The 20,988-nt window shown below is 46.9% G+C and carries 10 protein-coding genes; 7 read left to right on the forward strand and 3 right to left on the reverse strand.

The annotated features are described in order from the left end of the window. Positions 1 to 185: 185 nt before the first annotated feature. Positions 186 to 1,373 (reverse strand): glycosyltransferase family 4 protein, encoded by a 1,188-nt coding sequence (locus tag G459_RS0111520; protein ID WP_245588172.1) that lies wholly within the window; start codon positions 1,371 to 1,373, stop codon positions 186 to 188. Positions 1,374 to 1,797: 424 nt separating this feature from the next. Here G459_RS0111520 and G459_RS0111525 point away from each other — a divergent pair, with 424 nt between their 5' ends. The 7 genes from G459_RS0111525 (at position 1,798) to G459_RS0111560 (ending at position 19,724) form a co-directional block, all read left to right on the forward strand. Beyond that, positions 1,798 to 2,670: a hypothetical protein gene (locus G459_RS0111525; protein WP_026967789.1), complete on the forward strand. Its 873-nt coding sequence runs from the start codon at positions 1,798 to 1,800 to the stop codon at positions 2,668 to 2,670. 5 nt (positions 2,671 to 2,675) lie between these two features. Further along, positions 2,676 to 3,077 carry a hypothetical protein gene (locus G459_RS0111530; RefSeq protein WP_026967790.1) on the forward strand — a complete coding sequence of 134 codons (402 nt, stop codon included), beginning with the start codon at positions 2,676 to 2,678 and terminating at the stop codon, positions 3,075 to 3,077. 572 nt (positions 3,078 to 3,649) lie between these two features. Beyond that, the gene (locus G459_RS0111540) at positions 3,650 to 6,214 is read left to right on the forward strand and encodes a metallophosphoesterase family protein (protein ID WP_026967792.1); all 2,565 of its coding nucleotides are present in this window, start codon (positions 3,650 to 3,652) and stop codon (positions 6,212 to 6,214) included. Positions 6,215 to 6,310: 96 nt separating this feature from the next. Further along, positions 6,311 to 9,880: a DUF6603 domain-containing protein gene (locus tag G459_RS28950; RefSeq protein WP_026967793.1), complete on the forward strand. Its 3,570-nt coding sequence runs from the start codon at positions 6,311 to 6,313 to the stop codon at positions 9,878 to 9,880. A 19-nt stretch (positions 9,881 to 9,899) separates the two neighbouring features. Further along, positions 9,900 to 13,049 (forward strand): hypothetical protein, encoded by a 3,150-nt coding sequence (locus G459_RS0111550; RefSeq protein ID WP_026967794.1) that lies wholly within the window; start codon positions 9,900 to 9,902, stop codon positions 13,047 to 13,049. A 31-nt stretch (positions 13,050 to 13,080) separates the two neighbouring features. Beyond that, positions 13,081 to 17,952 (forward strand): hypothetical protein, encoded by a 4,872-nt coding sequence (locus tag G459_RS0111555; protein WP_026967795.1) that lies wholly within the window; start codon positions 13,081 to 13,083, stop codon positions 17,950 to 17,952. Between the two features lie 5 nt (positions 17,953 to 17,957). Then, positions 17,958 to 19,724: a hypothetical protein gene (locus tag G459_RS0111560; RefSeq protein WP_026967796.1), complete on the forward strand. Its 1,767-nt coding sequence runs from the start codon at positions 17,958 to 17,960 to the stop codon at positions 19,722 to 19,724. A 16-nt stretch (positions 19,725 to 19,740) separates the two neighbouring features. Here the strand turns inward: G459_RS0111560 and G459_RS27320 are convergent, their stop codons facing one another. Continuing rightward, the gene (locus G459_RS27320; RefSeq protein ID WP_051315180.1) at positions 19,741 to 20,154 is read right to left on the reverse strand and encodes a hypothetical protein; all 414 of its coding nucleotides are present in this window, start codon (positions 20,152 to 20,154) and stop codon (positions 19,741 to 19,743) included. After that, positions 20,151 to 20,705: a hypothetical protein gene (locus tag G459_RS0111570; RefSeq protein WP_026967797.1), complete on the reverse strand. Its 555-nt coding sequence runs from the start codon at positions 20,703 to 20,705 to the stop codon at positions 20,151 to 20,153. Before G459_RS0111570 ends, G459_RS27320 begins: the two co-directional genes overlap by 4 nt. Positions 20,706 to 20,988: the final 283 nt, after the last annotated feature.

Raw genomic sequence — 20,988 nt, forward strand, 5'->3', positions numbered from 1 at the left:
AAATCCCAGTATGCAACGGTGACAACGTCGACATAAAGGACTGTTCCGACGCGTTGAAAGCACGATTTGTATCAATTACCGGCTGCTGGTTTCTCAATAGGGCCGGCAATTCTTTCTTAGACCCTTAAAAGGTCACTCTCGCAGCGGAATGGATAAAATCGCAGCGAAAGGAAACAGTTTGTTTCTCAATGCGCCAAGACCGGTCTTAAGGAAGGCTGCATCACTTCCTCATAGATCTCCATCAATTGCCCGGCAATCAGCTGTTGATCAAAGCGTTTGATATTCCTATAACCTTTCTGGATGAGACTTTCACGTTGGATTTCGTCACTGAGCAAGTCGATGTGGGCTATCAAAGCCGCGGGATCATCCGGTGCACCATATAGAGCGCCATTTCCCCCTGCTTCACGAAAGCACGATCCCGTCGAAGTGATGACGGGTACGCCCATTCGTTGGGCTTCGATGATCGGAATTCCAAATCCTTCAAAGTAAGAAGGGTAAATGAAGACATGGGCCATCTTGTATACTGCAGGCAGGTCATCAAATGCGACATTGTGTAAAAAGAGGACTTTGTCTTGCAGTCCCTGTTCAGCGATGTAGGTTTTCAAATCTGCCAGATAGGAAGTGGGTCTTCCTACGACGACTACCGGCAAACTCCAATCACTTCGTTCTTTCAAGGCTTGGAGAATCAACTGTACGTTTTTTCGTTTGTCAATCGTGCTGACGAAAAGCAGGTAGCGATCCGGGAGATTGTATTTTTGCTTTACCGATTGGCTTTTCGCTGAGCTGACGTCCTGATTGAAGATTTCATGCGCACCTTGATAGACTACTTTGATCTTTGCGGGGTCGATTTGGAAGTAGGAAATAAGGTCCTCTTTTGTTTGTTCGCTCACTGCGATTACCTGATCTGCTGCTCGGCACGACCTCGCCATTTTCAACTTGTAGATCTGCACATCGATCGGATTAAACAGTTCAGGATACCTGCAGAAGAGAAGGTCGTGTACTGTGACGACGTACTTGGTCGATTTACTTTTGAAAAGCGGGATTTCATTGCTTAAGCCGTGGAATATATCCAATTGGCTCTCGCAATGCTTCAAGCCCTGAAAAACACTTCTCCACAGCCCCGCTATACCTGGAAGTTTCCACATATCGGTCGGAGTGATGGTCTTTTGGTTGGTGTTGTGACACGCATAGGAAATCTCGGCGGCTTCTCTTCTGACTTCAGGGGTGAAGAGTAGGTAGTCGTTAGTGGGGAAGTTTTGGCTCAGTGACTTTAAGATGAACCGGCTATAATTCCCTAAGCCTGTAAAATTTTTGTACGCGCGTTTTGCGTCAAATCCGATCTTCATAAAAGTAGTTGGTTGGTCTGTTTTCATATCTCTAACGTTGAGGAATGACATATTGCTACAGGACATTGTTAAACAAAAAGCGTCCCACTCGTCGTGGGTAGGATGTATCTGTCTTGATTGAGTTTAAAAACGGCTTACCGTTTGGGCTATTTTGGGGTCAAGCTGGCCTTGCCGGGGATACTCTTCTATTTTTTTGTAAGTACTTGTTTTAGTGATTTTTAAGAAAATATCTTTAAAAAAACAGGGATGTTTTGTTCCTGATTTGACGGGTTTTCACCCCAGATTCCAAAGGCGTTTGCAAATTTCGGTCCGATCTGTATGAAGATAGTGAATTCCAAAGTATTTCTATTTCTAATTACTGATTTTCAGCGTCTTATTCGTATCTTTTTTAGCTGCGATGTACGCTTGAACGTGATAGATTTTTTTCCAACGATTTTTAAACCATATGCCTATGAAAATGCTCCCGGCGACGATGAGGTTCTGTATTTACCTTTTTCTGTTGCCCTTTTTCTGCTGTTTTTTCAGTTGTGTCAACTTGAAGACTGTCAGCGATTTTTCGGCCACTTCTCTGGTAAGCGTCAATAATTTCGAGCAGATCGATTACACTTTCTCGGATCACTGCATTGATCGATGTGAAGATGAGGCGATTAAAAAATTTGAATTCCAGCGCGCTTTGGCATGTTCCTGCGACTTATACCTAGCGGCGGACAGCGTCACGCAGGTAATGTTTCAGGCAATCGGCGGATACTTCCACGGCTTGGGAAGTCTTGCGCAAAATGAACTGACTACCTATACCACGGATGCAGTGGTCAATTCGCTGACAGCGGCAGAATTGGGACCGCTACGGATCGATGAAAACCTTGCGGGTGCCTATGCGGCGGTTTCCAATGTGATGTTGCGCGCCACTACTGATTTGTACAGAAGGAGAAAGATCGCAGCCTACATCGGTGAAGCCAATGAGCCCATGCAGGTCTTGCTGAGCAGCTGGCAGGTGATCATCCGCACGAACCTCAAAGGAGAGTTGAGATTTAAAAAAGAGCGGCTCTATGCCTATTACATGGATATGAAGATGAATAGTACCCTGCAGTCTGACTACGAAAAGGGGAGTGCTGCAGGAGACTATTACCGGGCACTCAGAGAGATTCAGCGACAAGAAAAGCAGATGGATCTTTTTGCCGAAGGGCTTGGGGAAATCGCCAAAGGGCATCAGGTGTTGTATGAAAACAGGAACAAGCTTTCTGTCAAAAACCTTGCAGTGACGATGTTGGGCTATTCCGGCCAGGTCAAAATCCTGGTATCCGAATTCAACAAACTTAATCAATAGAGACTATGGCCAATCTGACTTCCGAACAAGCAAATCGATTATCCGATGACTTTTTTTATCTGAGCATGGCCATCGCGGACTTCAGGTATGCGCACTGGGAGTCGCTTACCTTAGAGGAAAACAAAGAGCTGAGCGAAATGCAGGGAGCGCTCCTACGGTGTGGGGAGGATATATTGGCCTTCTCGACTACCCTGGTGATGGACGAGGCAGCGGAGTCATTGTCCAAGATCAGTTCCATTACAGAAGAGATTCGCGGAAGCGTCAAGACACTGTCCGCCATTCAAAAAGGATTGAATACTGCCGCTGCATTCTTGATTCTTGGAGTGGCGATCGTAAAAAGGGACCCGATGGCGATAGGAAATTCAATAAAGGACCTTTTTATGACTTGGAAGGGAAACCCGGAATGATTTTGACAAGGCTCACTTCGAGTCATTCCGGCATCTGGCGACTATAAAAATTCTAAGCCTCACGTGTTTCCACTGAATTTTTCTCCTACTCACTCCACACCATGAGTTCCCGGACACCGAGCACCTTCTCGCTTGGTTGGAGAGCATGCTCAAATTTTTTCAAAACGAAATTTCCCCACTGGTGTCTTCGTGGACAGTCGCAGTAAGTTTATACGTACCTGTGGTTATAAGACTAAAATAATTTTCGTTTCGAAAAAAAGTTTAAAAAAAACACGGTTTTGTTAAAAGATCATTTGCTTAGCTTAACATAAGAGTCTAAATTAGAGAGCATTATTTGTTTGATTTTTGCACTTCACTGGAGTCCTTTTTTGAAATCAAACCGGGACTTTTGATTCGGTACTGGATATTCACCTTTTTGTTAGAATGCCTGCTTTTGTTGTTGAGGTGGAGTTTTGTTCAGTTTCTATTGATTCAGCTTTTAGTCTACTTTGACCGGAATCCATCTGTGGGATTTGATTGACAGGTGCTTTTTAACTCAAGGCTTTTAAAACTTACGCATCAAGGATTTTTATATGCCATTCCAGAAAATGATTTGTGGTCCGATCCTCCGTCGCGTGGAGAAAAATAAGGTTTCGGTCTGGGCTGCGTTCATGGCCAACAATCACATTACCCTGAAAATATGGGAGGGTGACAACATCGAGCATTCCAGCGGAACACTTTTCAGCGCCAGCAATACTCCCATTGCTGAGGGAGAGAGCCATACGCTTCAATTTGGAGCAAATCTTTGGATTGCGCTGGTGACGGTTGACGTTCCGAGTCCGGGCCTTGATCCCACCAAAGTGTACAGCTACAATATGGTATACCATGAGATCGATGACCCTCAGGAAACCGATTTTTTAAAGGACAAATTTCTCGAAGATGGGAAGACGGAAGGTGAGCGACCCCAGCTTGCGCTAGGCTACAAAAAGAACGTATTACCCTCGTTTTGTCTGCCGGGCGACACTCCCGATAAACTAAATATTGCTCACGGCAGTTGCCGAAAGATGCATGGCCACGGACAAGATGCCCTGGCACTCTTGGATAAAAAGATCAAGGAAAATGTGGGTGATCCTCTTAAGCGTCCCCAAGCACTCTTCCTGACAGGAGATCAGATTTACGCAGACGAAGTTCCGGGCTTCTTTCTCAGGAGTTTGGGAGCTATGGACGGCAGCTCGATCTTCGGTCCCAATATCGAAAAGATGACGATTAATGCGGACGGAGGCGCTGCTCAGGAGCATGAGGCAGACGTGGTCAATTACCCGCCATATTTTCGTCAAAGGCTTGTAAACAAATTCGCCGGCTTCTCCAGCGAGGCAGCTGCCAATCATCTGCTAAGCTTTGAGGAATATGCCGGAACCTATCTCAAATATTGGAATATAAGGTCCTGGAGCGGTGACATGATTGCAGAGATTAAGAAGATAGCAGATGCCAGCCCAGAGCAACTTTCCGCGAAACTCGATGAAGTGATTACCAAATTCGTCGACGATCCAAGCCCCGCAGCAGATACCAATCTGGTCAATCTCATCCGCGATAATTCCAACATCAGACCTACCGATGCATTTGTCTTCAGCGAAGACAGCATTACCAAGGCTGAATTCCGGAATTCAGATAGCGAAAAGTTCAAAAATTGGCTGAAAGAGACCAAATCCTCCTTGCGTCATGAACTGGTGGATATGGCGGCTTTTATGAAAAAGCTCCCGGAAGTGAGCCGGGTTCTTGCCAATGTGCCCACTTACATGATCATGGATGACCACGAAGTGACCGACGACTGGGCTATCACCAAGCGTTGGAACAATCAGGTCCTTTCTAAGCCTTTTGGCAGAGACATCATCCGAAACGCGATGATGGCCTATGCGGTATTCCAGGATTGGGGAAATAATCCAGATGAATACAAGGAAGCGATCAGTATGATCTTTGACGATATGACTGACAGCACAAAAAAGAAAGCTCAGTTTCTGTTGTACGCTGGAGAATATGCCTTCAGGTATACGAATAGCAGCCATCTCAACACACTTCGAACCGAAGTGATTGACAAAATGGAAACCTTGTTGGGGATGGGCAGCCAACCCGCTTCTTTGAAATGGGACTATAATGTTAAGCTTGGGACAACTCACGCAATCGTCTTGGATACCCGCACTCAGAGACATTACGAAAGTCTGAATACAGTTCCGGAACTGGTTTCAGAAAGTGCGCTCCTTACCCAAACTCCCGAGACACTTACTGACAATCCGCCCTTTGTAATTGTGGTTTCTCCCTGCCCTGTATTGGGCCTTCCCAATTTTGAAGAACTGGTGCAGCCGGCCGCCACTGCAATTATCTCATTGAAGAGCAAAAGTGACGGCAATCCGGGCATTATCGGTGGCAACCTGAACTTTGATTTTGAAGCATGGGGATTTAGCGTTCCGGGGTTTGAACGACTGATTGCAAGACTTGATACCTATAAAAAAGTGGTATTGCTTTCTGGAGATGTCCACTACGGAGCTACTACGGTCATGGACTATTGGAAAGGAACTTCGGCAACTCCCACCAGCCGGATCGTGCAGCTGACTTCCAGTGCCCTTAAGAACGAATGGCTTCCCAATTTACTCATTCTGAAAAGTGCCGTCGTACAGCGGATCCTAACTAGTTTCGGCGATGGACTATCCAAGTTTGGCTGGAAAAACAAGTTGATCTCTACCAACGGTGCAGTAACACCCCGCAACAGACAAAGACTGCGGCATACCACATCCACAATTCCCATTGAAGGTTGGACGCCGGGAAGCACAGTGAATCCCGCCCCGGATTGGAGATGGAAGCTGCGGGTATTAAAAGATAAAAAAGGATTGGAAGATGACCCCGTAGGCACAACTGATCTGGTTATCGGCAACGCCACTTCCATGAAAGATGGTTACTTCAATATCGTTTCCAGACATCAAAAAGCATACATGGAGGGCAAGTCCCCAAGGATAGCCTGGAACAGCAATGTTGGTTGGATCACCTTCACTGCAGACGGAGACAGTTGGAAAGTCAAGCACGAACTATTGGGAGTAAAGATGGAATATGAAGTATCCCTGAAAACCCCTGCGGCCGAGCAGGCAAGACCGGAATTACCGACCTGATTGAAGGCGGTTTTCAACTGGATTAAGGTTCAGAAAAGAAGATTGGTTTGGAATGGAAGTGAAACAAGAATAGGACATCATGTAAACTGAAATAAGATGGCAGAAGACGAGAGCCAGGATTTTTTCCAGCAAATACTGAAGCTTTTTTACGACATCATCAAACCTGGTCTGGATATTTTTTCGGACGATCAGGCAAGGAATGAACTGCTTGGATCCCTGGGACTTCCTCCTACGGGAGCACCAAGCATCCCCATTGGCTCTGGCTTGGAGGAATATGTCAACAAGGCCAGTGATGAAGTGGAGCCCTTTAAGCTGGCGGGTGCCATAGCAGATATGACGGCGATAATAGTTGCAATCGAAGGAGTAGTTCAAGCCGCGATTGCAGCAAGTGACGGGGAAGAGGAGCGGACAGCAAATGAAATCGTCACCGCTATTCTAAACTTGCTTACCCTGGAATACCTGAGACGAAGGATGCCTGCTGTCCATTCGGTTATCAGCCTCCTCAACGCGCTCGATACCAAGATGGCAGCAGCCGGAGGATCCTCCAATTTCATAGTGGATGACATCGGAGGTTTTCTGAAAAGCCTCGGGCGTGGACTGGAGGATGACGAATCAGCAAATGCACTTTCCGACTCGCTTTTTTTGGGCATTGCCGGCGGGCTTTTTTTACTCGATCACTTTTTGAGAAAAGGCGGGGTAGAAGACCTCACTATCGGATCTAATTATGGCTACGAAGGAGTGGAATCCAGCACAACTCCAATCGCAGACCGGATTTCCAACCGCACTTTTACCTACGGTGTTGATGCCAGGATTGCCGGTGAAGTCCCTATGAAGCTTTATAACACCCTGCTATTTGCCCCTAAAGATCATGGTGGTATTGCTTTTGTCACCAAACTCCTCGGCAAAAGTGCCAGGACATTTAATATCGGGGAAGGAGATAAGCACTCCGTGGGATATGATGTCACAGGAGACGGACTCTTCAGGATAGGGACATCACCCGAAGCCAAGGGTGGCCCTGCCAATAAATTTATTGTTTTTTACAGCTACAATACCCCCAATCCCACCAAGATCGCGCTTCTGGATAAGCCGGTGATCAAGTTTGCCTTTGGCACAGCTAAGATGGGAGTGATGGTGCAGCCGGATGACCTTCTGGTTAAGGGGATTCTCAATATTCATTACCAGGTGGGAAAGGGCGGTCTGACGGGATTTCCGTTCAGCCTGATCCCGGATTTGGACGATAAATTTCCATTGGGGATAGGCTACTCGCTCAAACATGGATTTATCGTCGATGGCAACGGAAATATAGGCATTGATGAGCCCAAGAAAACAACACCTGCTCCCGGCGGTGATGCACCATCTGGAGGTGATTCTGCTTTGGCAGCTTCCTCAGGGGGAGATTCCACTTCAAGTTCAGGAGGAGACGCCGAACCTTTAGCCAAAATACTGGGAACCTTGCTCAATGCGCTAAATATGCGCTTACCGATCCATAAAAACCTCGGGGATATCATAGGTCTGGAAGTGCTCACCATCAAAGTGAACGTGAGCGAGGATATGAGCACGATTGAGTTGGAAGTGTCACTGGATTTTTGGATCAAATTCGGTCCTCCAGTTACCCTGACCATCAATAGGCTCGGACTCAATTTACAGGCGAAAAAGCTGGAAGGAAACGGTGGCGTCTTCGGATATGACTTGGTTCCTGCCATCAAGTGGCCAACAGGAGCAGGGATTCGAATCAATGCCGGCGTGGTGACTGGGGGAGGATTTTTATACTTGGATCCAGACGCAGGAGAGTACTTTGGAGCACTGGAGCTCTCCTTTCAAAGTCTATTTGAGCTTAAAGCTGTCGGCATTATTAATACCAAGATGCCCGATGGAAGCGAAGGCTTCTCTCTACTTATTATCATTACCGCGGAATTTTCCCCGGTACAGCTAGGCTTTGGATTCACCCTCATAGGAGTAGGCGGTTTATTGGGTATAAACAGACGAGCAGAAGTCGAAGCCCTCCGCGTTGGTCTGAAAACCAATGCACTGAAGAGCATTCTTTTTCCCGAAGATGTAGTGGGTAATATCACCCGCATAATCAGCGATATCAAGCAGATTTTCCCCATCAAAGAAGACTCCTTCCTCATCGGTCTGATGGGCAAGATTGGTTGGGGAACTCCAACAGTCATTTCCATTGAAATTGGGATAATTCTGGAGCTTCCCGAACCGAAGATCATCATCCTTGGAGTCGTCAAGATGGTTCTTCCGACCGAGGATGCCGCCGTATTGAAGATCCAAGTCAACTTTTTAGGTGTGATAGACTTTCAAAATGGCTTTATTTATTTCGAAGCCAGATTGTTTGACTCCAAGCTGGTTGGCTTTCCCCTTACCGGAAGTTTAGCCTTGGTGGTAGCCTGGGGTGGAAGTTCCGCATTTGGGCTGAGTTTGGGAGGATTTCACCCGGACTTCAAAGATTATCCTACCGTTCCAACACTTCCCGGCGCTTTCCGTGATATGGATCGGATCAGCCTTCAGCTCTTGAGCGGAGATAATCCCCGACTGAGTGTAGAATGCTACTTGGCTGTGACATCCAACTCGGTCCAGTTTGGGGCAAAACTGGAACTCCTGGCGGAGGGCCCTATGGGCTTCAATCTTTATGGAGCACTTGCACTCGATGTACTCTTTATCTTCGATCCGTTCAGCTTTATCGTACGGCTTGAAGCTACGTTGGCCATACGTCAAGGCACGAGCATCCTTTTCGGAATTCATTTTCTCGGAAGGCTTTCCGGCCCTACGCCTTGGAATATCGCAGGTGAAGTTTCCTTCGGTCTGTTGTTTGTGACCGTTACCATCAGCTTCGATGAGACTTGGGGAGATCCTGAGCCGGACGTCGCGTTGGAAACAGAGGATTTGCTTGCACTCTTGACCTCAGAGATCCAGAAATCCACCAATTGGAGGCCGATCATTCCGGAAAACAATCACCTTCACGTAAGTCTCCGGGCTATTCCCGAGGATGAACAAGTGGATTTGTTGATCCAGCCATTTGGCTCGATCTCTTTTAGCCAGCGAAGTCTTCCATTGAACATGGATATCAAAAAGTACGGGAATAGGAAGCCGCTGAAAGCGGATGAATCCAATTTTAAAATTACTGAGGTATCGATAGGTTCCGCCAAACCTTCCCTTGCTTCTGCCAAGGAACTTTTTGCAATAGGTAACTACCAACCCCTGTCGGAGGATGAGAAGCTTTCCAGGAAATCTTTTGAGCAGCTTGAAAGTGGAGTGACGATAAATGATACAGGAGAGCTAAAACTTGCTCTTGACGAGTTGGATTCGGTGACTTTGGATTACGAACTGGACTACACCTATGACGATGACCTTGCTCCCCCACGTCGGTTTATGAAGATTCCTTTGGGTGGATTCAAACATCTGGTGCGGGGAGCAGGGGCTTCTTCAAGCAAGCTTTCATGGAAAAACGAAGCAGCAAAAAGTCTGAATTCTCCGGAAAAAGTGGCTTTGAAAACCACCGGATTTACGATCGCTTCCAATGACGACCTAAAAGAACTCAATCCTTCCTTTAGATCTGACAGTTATGCAGGGGCAGTAGAATCCCTGCGTCAATTCACGGAGAAAAATTCCGCTTTGAAGTCCAATTTTCAGATAGTGGGTATGCACGAATTGGTTTAAATCCTAAAAAGAAACTTTTATGAATTTTGGGCAATACAATTTCTTTTCCTGGTCGCGACGTGGCATTTCGGCCAATGTTATTGAAAAGGATACACTTGGTGTAGTTCCGGGTGCGCAAGTTGAGCGGGCGGAAGTGCCGGTGGACATTAAGCTGAACGGAAGTCTCGCTGTGCCCAGGATTAATTTTACACTTCAGGGCCCTGGCGATATTACCGGGATCAATGCGGATATGGTTGTGCGGACGGAGCCCAGAGACGGAATTTCTAATTTTGAACCTAACTATTTAGCATATATTGAATTTTATGATGAGGATTTTCCTTGGCGCTATACGCCTGCTTCAGCTACCGATGATCAAAGAAGACTGAGGCCATGGCTAAGTCTTATCGTGTTGAAAGAGACCGAATTTGAAGACACAAAAAGGCAAAAGCCACTTCGATCAATAAAAGTTCTGGATGCCGCAGCACTCCAACCGAATGACGAAATTCACCTGTGGGCACACATGCACGCGAATCTGCCCAAAACAGGAAATGTCTTCGAGAACAATTTGGAAGCTTTCCGTCAGGAAATAAAAACCGATCCGGATGGAGTTTATAGTCGAGTGATGTGTCCGAGAAAGCTGGATCCAAATGTCATGTACCACGCGTTTCTTGTTCCAAGTTTTGAGACGGGAAGACTTGCTGGCCTGGAACGTTCTCCAGCGGGAGTCATAGCACAACAAGCTGCGTGGGGTATCGGATCGGATCTTGAGTTTCCGGTCTATTATCGCTGGCATTTCCGAACAGGGGCCAACTTTGATTTCGAATCCTTGGTGAAGTTGATCGAGCCTCGGGTGATGGATCAAAGAGTTGGATCGCGGCCCATGGATTGCTCAGCACCAGGATATTTTCGGGCTGATTCTCCTGAAGAGATTCCTGCACCAAATCCGAAAACCGTCTTATTGGAGGGTGCGGTGATGGCCCCCACAGCGGTTTCGACCGAAATTATTCCCAATGAATTCCAAACAGAAATAGGGAAACTAGTCAACCTGAATAGGGGTCAGGTGGAAAATCCGGAGGAAGACCCCATAGTTACGATGCCATTCTATGGCATGTACCATGCGATGCGCAAAGATCTTAGCAAGCCAGGCGAAAAGGTGGTTCCGGAATTTGATCCTAATTCTGATGTCTGGTACAATGACCTGAATAAGGATCCAAGGACTCGGGTTCCGGCTGGTTTCGGAGTGCAAGCTGTGCAGGATGACCAGGAAAAACTCATGGATCAGGCTTGGAAACAGCTCAATGATGTACTGGAAGCTAACCGCAAGATGCAGTTGGCATTGCTGATGGCTCAAACAATGGAGAGAGCTTTTGCTAAAAACATCGTACCGCAGGCAAAGGAAAATGTCCTGGCATTCAGTCGTAGTGTGTCTTCAAAAATTCTTTCCGGCGGACTCACGGTAAAGAAAACTGTTCAACTGGGCAGGATTCCCGATGCAGTGATTATGTCAGGGTTTCAGAAGTTGATCCGACCCAACACCTCGATCATCCGCGCCATCCAAAAGCAGGCTGCCACACCATCCTTCTCAGTATTGCTTCAAAACACCAACAAGGTAGGAGGGCTGACTGCTGCATCGATTGATAAATTTACTGGTCTTACTTCCCTAAGCGGGATCAATGTTGTCACCCCTCCGGCTAAGCTTGAGAACGTAAAAGTTTGGAGTCTTCAGTCCAATTTGGATAACGAGGCCATTTTCTACCAAAAAACCTATAAGGGTGGACTTCCCGAAGTTTCCACCTGGGATAAGCTCCTCAATAAAGATCTGGTGAAAGCGGTCAGCTTACCCAAGGCTACCATTCCAGCTGCCGGACCGGTTGTTTTTAGACCGATGACACGGATTAACCTTGGTTCTGCGGTAATTAAAGCGAATCCTGTCGCGGTAATCAAGCCAATTGACGTAGTCAAAGACACCGGTTTCGCCGCCAATACAGCTTACAAAACTGCCTTTACGGATTATGATATAAGATATGCTTTTCGGGATGTGCCTCCGTCGCCACCAAACATTGACACAAACAAGTTGGCAATGGATAGCCTTCAGACCTTCAAACCGCTGAATGCCTACAAAAAACTGCTTGACTCGAGGGTTTCCTGGAGCCCGGGTACCCGAAAGCCAAGCGTCGACCCGGACTTTCTTCCGGCGATGGCTTATCCCGACTTTCCAGCCGCAGCCTACAAGTTCCTCGTAGATCGTGACAAAGAGTTGCTGCTACCAAACCTTCATCTGATCCAGCCCAATACGTTTTCACTTTTGAGAACCAATCAAAAATTCATCGAGTCGTATCTGGTCGGATTGAACTTTGAAATGGGCCGTGAGCTCCTCTGGAGGGAATATCCGACAGACATGCGGGGCAGTTATTTCCGGCAGTTTTGGGATGTGACAGGGTTTGTAACGCCTGATAGTACCCCCACTGATGCCGAGTCACTCAAGGATATTGCTCCCATCCACAAATGGAAGAAGGACGCCTTGCTGGGCAAAAACAACGCACGCGACAAAGAAGGTGACGCTGAGCAACTGGTATTTGTGATCCGGGGTGAGTTGCTGAAGAAATTTCCCAATACGGTGATCTATGCCCAAAAGGCATTCAAAGATGATAAAGATAAGTGGTTCATCACCAAAGATCTGGATGAAACCAAGTTCAAGAAAGAAGTGCGTTTTCCAATCTATCAGGCCGAATTACCGCCGGATATCAAGCTACTGGGTTTTGATCTGACGATCGATGAAGCCGCTGGGATAACGACAATGACGGATTTTCCGGGAAATAAAGAGGGCTGGTTTTTCATCATAGCCGAGGTGCCGGGGGAACCGCGTTTTGGAATGGACATCAAGTTTGATCCAGTCGACCCGGAAAAGTTTACCTGGAATGACCTCTCTTGGGAAAATTTTGGTACCGAACCTTTGCCTTTCGCCACAGGAAAGAAGCAGCCAAATGAAACAGACTCTACAGCAGCAAAAGGCGTGTGGGGTCGAAGTTCTGCCGATATGGCTTCGATCATGATTCAGCGCCCCGTGATGGTGGCAGTTCATGCCTCCGAGATGCTAGACAAGGAGATCAACGATGAGAACAAGGGTTCCAAAGATTTCACCAGACTGATCTTCCAGTACAACCTTTACAAGGAGAAATTTTTGAAATAGTACGTTTTGCAACCCCGTAATAAATTTCCCTATGGCAACTTTTCAGGAGCAAATACAAAAAATCAAACAGCTGCGTGAGACTTACACCTCCGCTGAGGAAACGACCTATGCCAGTAAGTTGGGGATAGTGCAAAAGACCAAAAAAACCGCCTCAGTTGCGGTAGGTAGAGAGTTGAAACAAAAAGAGTTGATTTTCAGACAAACGGAAGCCTCCCTAAATGCAGCGATTGCCGGTTTGCAAGTGCTCAATCATCGGACGCTAACTAAAGAACTCAATGGCAATCTGCCAATCATGATGCTTCCGGTAAGGATCGAGACGCGGTTTGTGAATGCTTCAAGTGGTGCTCAGGAATTGTGGATCAGAATCTTTCCGGACGACATTCATACAGATACCCATGAACCGCTTTTGACAAAAAATGAAGTAGAAGCCGGGGAGTTATATTGGGAGAAAAGAGCCGGCTTGCACAGCTTTCCGCCAGGAGAAGAAGCTGAATCAGAAAAAAAACTGGCTTGGGACAAGCTGAAAGCAGTATCAGTAAATCCGCAGCGGGCCATTTGGATTGCAAAAGCAACGAAGCCGCTAAACTGGCTTCAGACCGATGTGCCTCCGCCACCCACTTTGGATTTTCCAAAACACTCGGTTTTCAAAGAACAAGCTTGGACGAGAGCTGCCAGGACTCAGGCGCTGCCTGACAGATTTGTCGTCACCATTTTTGCCAACGGAAAAGCGGTACATGAACAAGTCGGACATGTAATTCCTGATACCGTTTTTTTGGGTCCTGATCCATTTTCCAGCGAACAAGCTTTTACAAAAAAGGAAGATGAGATTGTCTTTCAGGAAGAGATTGCCTGGCTGCAGAATTTTGAAAAAGCAGTGGCAAAGGGCCTTGGAATGAAGGTGAGTCTCAAACCCAATATGTTTTTGGCCAACGGATCAATAGAGCGGATTACCGTCTTGGGTTTACTCCATTCTTCCGATCCGGAATCCAGCAAAAAAACTGTTGAAGGTCTTTTTGAAAGCCATCGTTTTTCATCCAAAGGCCTTTCTTTTTTGCCCCAGGGAACACCGACCAATAATAGCGAAACCGAGACCTCCGGTTTTTCCCGCGAGGATGATCAATTGGTAAAGGGTTATTATGAAGAAAGCGCTTCGACCCCTAACCCTCAATCCGACCTGGATTTATTTGCACAGTCATTGGGGATCAACAGAAATGTCTTGAAGGATTTGCGACATGCGGATCAGATGGACCACCACAATAACCTTATGATGAACCGCGCACTGTACGCTGCGACGCTCAGTTACTACTTTGAGGAATTGATGGAGCCTGCAATTAAGGATGCGACAGCTGCGCAAATCCGAAGTTTTTTTACCGGATTCGTTTCCGCCAGAGGTCCCTTGTCCGCAATTCGAGTCGGTGACCAACCTTATGGAGTATTATTGACCAGTGATCTTTCCCGCTGGAATGAAGCTGTCTCAGGAAAGTTTTTTGTCGGATTTGTAGAGGTGTTGAGGAGGTTGCAGGCGGTTTGGGATCAATTGGTGACAAAGGTGCCGCGGGTGGGAATGCCGGGAGACAGTTGGGAGATTTTGCTGAAGATACTTGGCCTTCAACCGGGATCGGTCAGTTTTCGGCAGCGACTTGGGAATCTTCCAGACTACAGCTTGGCCTCCCCCTCAGTAAATCAGTCTTTTCTCAATATTGAGATAAAAAACCTAAATCAGAGAATTGTGGATTTTCTAACCACACTTGGATTTAATTCACTCGCAGAAGGGAATTTCTATCCCTTGATCTCCAATATGGTTTTTTACCAGTGGACCAATCCGATCAATGCCAACAAATTGGTAGTGTCTGATGTAATAGCCTCCGAAACTGAGTTTCTCCCTAAAATGCCAGCCTCAGGCCTCAACTACGCCCAATACATGGGGACTAAATGCAGTTTGGCAGACTTGGAGTCAGTCAATTTTGGCGGAGACAAACCGCCCAGGTCCTTGCTTTCCCTACTCATGCGCCATGCTTTGTTGACAGAACTCAAACAAGCCGGGACCAAAGCCTATCAGGCAAATAACCTTGCGATTAAATCTGCCATGTTTGAAAAGAGCTTCTTCAACATGGATAAAAACAATCAGGATCTCACAAGTTTTGAATTGCTAAAAGGTGATCCAAAAAAGATCAACGCCAGAGCTTTTGCAGATGTCAATACCAGCTTGGGAGACTTTCTCCTGAATTCAAAGATTAAGGTGACATGGAACCCAAATATCGCACCGATGAGGAGCGCCATGAATTATTTGGGAGGCCTTTCGACCAAGGCCTTGGAGCGAAATTTGGCTGATTTTGTGGATCTCTGTTCCTATCGCCTGGATGCCTGGCAGATGGGGCTTTTCACCAGAAGGATCCAGCAAAACAGAGCGAAGGTTCCTACCGGGATCTATTTGGCATCCTATGGGTGGGTGGAAAATCTGAAACCAGAGCCTAAAACAACCCTGAGTCAGCGAAGTGTTCCGGCTCAACTTTGGCCAAAAGACGGAAAAGCTCCCATCAAGCTTAAGCAAAACGCAGGATTTTCCCACGTCCCTTCTCTCAACCACGCCACAGCGGTTGGGCTTCTTTTGGCTGGATATAAAAATCACTCGAGTCCTTCCAATCCCAGCCTTTTTGCCATGAATCTTTCCAGCGATCGGGCCAGAAGGGCCATGGCGCTTTTTGACGGAATACGAAATGGCCAGCGACTTGAAGTCCTTCTGGGCTATCAATTCGAACGGGGACTTCACGATGCTACTACCAGCAATTCGACGAATAATCTCAATCAGTATATCCAGGCTTTCAGAAACAGGTATGAGATTGAAAATCTGTCCATTCCACAGCAGGGAGCTCCAGAAGCGCAGGAAACGATAGAAAGTTATCCTGTGGTAAACGGGTTGAAGATTGTCAAAGCTTCGGACGCAGAAATTAGCGGGTTGGTCACTGGAAACACCCACAAGCCGTTAGTCTTGGCTCTCAAGAAGGAATTAGAAAACACTCTTGATGCCTGTAACGATTTGTTGGTAACCGAAGCTGCTTTTCAGATTACCCAGGGAAATCGGGACAGGACCTCTGGGGTTTTGAATTCTGCACTTTTGGCGGATACGCCGCCTGAGATTCAGGTTTTGGACACACCAAGATCCAGTCTCTTGACCTACACGCATCGAATTGCTTTGCATTTCGAAACGGATGGGTTTTCTTCTCCAGGAAAAGGCTGGCCGTTAGATGCTTCACCGCGTGCTGCATTTGAGACGGGATTGAACAAATGGATTGCCGAGTTGATTGGAGATCCCCGCAAAATCGTATGCAGAGTGACTTCAATAGTTGAAGAGGGGGAGAATTCAATAACGGAACTGGTGTCATTGGCTGATTTGGAACTTCAACCGATTGACTTGATTTATCTTTTGTCGGAAGACCTGGCAGCAGGCGCGACAGAGTTGGAAAGCAGAATTGCTTTCTTTTTCAAAAAATCAAAAAATATCCCCGGTTCTGTCAAGATAAAGATAGAATTCGCTCCTGAGGTGAAGCCTTCTACTACCTCATTAGCTTCTGCTTTTCCGCTTCTTCGATCCATAAAGATGACCTTGGGACAAACCCGGGTCGCGGATGCTAGGGATTTTGCCAGCAAGCCTAAGGCGGTCGTGAACTCCCTAGACCTGCATGGGATCGATTTCGAGGATTACAGCCAAAGAATTTCCGCTGCGCTCAGTTCACTCCGGACAATTGCTGAAGCGTTTGGCAATCTGATTCCGAGTCCGATTTTGCCGAAGGACGAATTTAACCCAGGTACGATGGAGGAATTGTTCAGCCTAGCAGCTTCTTCTACCGATGCTGCACCCTTATTTCAAGCTGTTGGCCTTTCTGATGAAACATTGGCAGGAATTTCAGGCTTCCAGCAATTGGCGACGTTTTTCGGGGTGCAATTGGCCTACCCACAAAGTCCGGGACCGGATTTGAATGAGAGCCAAGAAGATCTGCTTTCCCGAACTGGTAGTCTCTGGAAAATCATCCTTTCCAAAGTCCAGATCGGTGAGGAAAAATTGGGGAAAGCTGTTACGGAAACCAATGTCATTCCCAAACTCAAACTGCTATCCGAAGCTGCAAAGGCTGTTTTGGGAGATGATTTTGTGCCCATTCCACGTTTTAATTTTTCAAATCCAGACTTGCTTAACAAGTCTTTTGGTGAGGAGGATCAATTAGTGAGTCATATTACTAAGCAAAGTGGATTGACCGGAGAAGTCAACAAAGAGTCTTGGCTACAGTCTGTGGCCAGGGTCAGACCAGCCGTGGCGCGATTTGAGACGCTGCGATTTATGAGCGAAGCTCTGGACAATTCACCTCAGGATCTTTCGATTGCGCAGATTGCTTTTAGACCAAATGACAGTTGGTTGGGATTTGAGTTCCCTAAAGAATACGACGGAAAACCTTTCAATATTTCGGAAGACACGATTTCATTAGCCTATTTGGGTAAACAAGCCTTACAAACAAAAGACTTGCAGTCCGTGCTAATATTAGATGAATGGACTGAAAAAATTCCAATTGATGAGGAAGTTACGGGAGTTACTTACCATTACAACCAACCCAATGCGACAGCTCCTCAGGCGATCCTGATGGCAGTGGAACCTACCAACAGCGGCAAATGGGATTGGGATGTTTTGCAGGGCGTTTTGAATGATACCATTCGAAGATCGAGATCGAGGGCCGTTGAGCCGGATCAACTTATGGAGCATGATGTCCTCAAGATTCTTCTTCCCATGACCATTGCTTCCTTTGATGTCAAGGAGGCGAATGTGTCTCTGGATTACCTGGTTCTAAACGATAAATTCATGAAGGTCGCCGCGAATGCCAATTTGCAACTGTACACCAAGTGGGATAAAAACTAAAGAAGATGCCAACACTCAGTGAATTTTCTAAGCTTAAGGCAAATGTCAACTTGGCAACTGCCGTGGAAAAGCGTTTTTATGAGCCTTTCATATCCAACCGTAACCGGCTTGAGGGACTGCCTAGACAGGCAGAATTTGAAAAAAGCTTAAGGGCAGAGACAGCGGATCCCATGTGGATGCTGACACGACAGTGGCAGTTAGGGGAGTTTCAGGGTGAGGATGCCGGCACAGCCTGTCAGGCAAAGATTCTTTCAGAGGAACAGCGACCCGGGGTGTTGACCTTTGGGAATAAAGCATCAAAGGCCTATGACCCTTTTCAAACCCCGCTGGAGCCTGAAGTGGAAAGCGAAGCCGTGGAGGTAAATCTTTATTTGCAGGTTCAGATGGGCAGGCAGTTTTTTAGGATTCTTGGAGAAAGTGGCAAATCAGGTTATAAAGAGATATTTCTTGGAAAGTATCCACTGACATCCGAACCTAATGAAAAGGACAGAGAAGGTGTGTTGTTTGCACAGACCGTTATGGGCAAGTTTTCCGACGGAAGCGCCATTCTACAGGATATTCAAAGCGGCGCATTTGCCGATTGGGTAAATGGAGAGGCAGGATTTGAAGATGCCGACCGGGAGTTACTTGCCAAAGAGATTTCCACGCAATTTGACACTTGGTTTAAAAAGCTCTACAATCAGGCTGGAACTGGACAAAGCGCTTGGATTCCTGATCGAATGGAGTATAATTTCAGTCTCGAAATGCCCCATCCCGAGGCGAGCAAATCGGTTGTTTTGGAAGCAGATCAGTATGCCTCAGGCAAACTGGATTGGAGCAGTTTTGATGAAAATGTAAAAAACTCTCCAGTTGAGATCGAACAGGAAGACAACCTAAAGGAGACCGTACAAACCTTTATCCCTGCACCACTACACTATTCTGGGATTCCGAATCCGAGGTTTTGGCAGATGGAAGACGGACAAATCGACTTTGCAAAGATCCAATCGGGTACCACCGGCCTGCTTTCCATGTTGATTACCGAATACGGGATCACCTATTCCAATGACTGGTTTATATTGCCCTATCCGATGAAGATCAACACCTATTGTGAGGTAAAAAATATTCTGGTCACCGACGTTTTTGGACAGCATATCCTGATCTCGCCGACCTTTACTGATCCGGAAGTTAGCTGGCATGAGTTTGCTGTGTTCCGTCACTCGGAGCGCAAAAATCTGACTTCGCCCAGAAACCGTTTTTACCTTGCGCCTTCCATCCTAAAGCTCCAACAAGGTGAGCCTTTGGAAAAGGTAAATTTCATGCGTGACGAGATGACCAATATGGTCTGGGCCATTGAGAATACTGTCCCTTCTATTGCCGGTGGAGGTAGAGAAGTGAAGTTGAACAAACCCAGATTTGACCCTCTCGGTGAGCCGGACAATCCTGAATCCAAGATCCGCTATCTGGCAGGAACCTCAGTTCCCGAAAACTGGATTCCTTTCATACCTGTACACAAAGAAAACAGTGTTCAAGAAATCAGACTCCAGCGCGCCCGGATTCCCAATGCGCCTCCTCCATGCAGTCTCCTGCTAACGGAAAAACAGAAGGTTCACTTCATCGAGGAGGAGGAAGTGCCAAGGGCAGGAGTAATAGTCAAACGGAACTTCAAGAGAACACGCTGGATTGACGGAAAAACAATCCTTTGGGTCGGACGAACCAAGACAACCGGCAGAGGTGAAGGCTGGAGCGGACTGATGTTTGACAGACTATTACCGATAGAAAATACGAAAACCTAAAGCTCGTATCAGACTGTTACTTTGATCTTACTGCTTTTTTTGTGGCGTAACGGGTCCTTTTGATGAATTTCCTCCAGCTGATTGCTGTCAAGACGGAGATACAGGCAGAAGTCCCTAGCGCCCCTCCAAACCCTTCGAAAAACTGGCTGGAATGGATGAATATCAGTCCAAAGATGAGACCTGCCAAGACTACCGATTCGAATCCTTTGATATTTTTTTTGGTGCTCATCCCGATGAACGAACCACCAATCGCCGCGTAGGGAATGGCCTCAACCCAGTCGGAAGAGTTAAAGGGTTGCACCGCAAGAGCCACGACCAGTGTGACTGCAGAAGAGGCCAAGATGGGGCTAATTCTAAAGCGCGTGTGCAGCCAGTAGGTGCAGATCGCGCTCAGGACAGCGCTGAGAATCCAGACGAGTTCTTCAATCATAGCAGTGCGACGCCATATTGTACGACATAGGCCATCACCACGCCAATGAAGGCCATCGTGCCTAATCTGCCGCCGACCCCATGCAGGATCGACTTGCTGACAAAGAAGATCAGGCAGGTGAAAACGGAGGAAAGCAGGATAAAGCCAGCATCATTGCTGAGGTTGGTCATGGAGATAAATGCGCCGCAATAAATCGCCGACGGCACTTGTCTAAAATAGGCGTTCGACTTGAAGCCCAGCTCCAGCAGTCCTCCAAACAAGCCCAACGCTGCAGTAGCAATCACGGTGTCGCAACCTAAATTTCTCAAACCGAAAGTGGCGAATGATCCGAAAAACACCCACACTGCCACACGCCAGCGGTCAAACTCCACTGTAAATCTCTGGCTCGAATAGGTCTGAAAGTGCGAACCGAGGACTAGCAGAAATACCAGCACGAACAAGCCGACCTCTAGGTGATTGGCTCGCTCAAAGATGATCGTACCCAAAAACAGGCACTGAATCGAAGCGAACAGCAGTAGGAGTGGGGGAAATATCCGTTTGGGGTCTTTCATTTCTAAACGAGGACGCAAAAATAGCGGAAGGCGTCATTTATGACCTCGTTTTTCGAAGGAAAATGCGTGTCAGCTCCTTGTAGTGAGCTGATTGAATATTTTGATTGGCTCGTATATGGATTGATTTTTCGGGCTGGAAATTTGATTTGAGTCCCCGGATTAGGCATAGTTGGTTGAAAAAATACCTGAGCTTCTGTTGAAAATCAGCAGTCGTTGACTTATTCCGTGTGAAAGCCACCCGTGAAAAGAATTGCAAAAAAGTCAATGATTAGGCCCTCCCCAA

The organism is Algoriphagus terrigena DSM 22685, assembly GCF_000429445.1.
Classification (GTDB): Bacteria; Bacteroidota; Bacteroidia; order Cytophagales; family Cyclobacteriaceae; genus Algoriphagus; species Algoriphagus terrigena.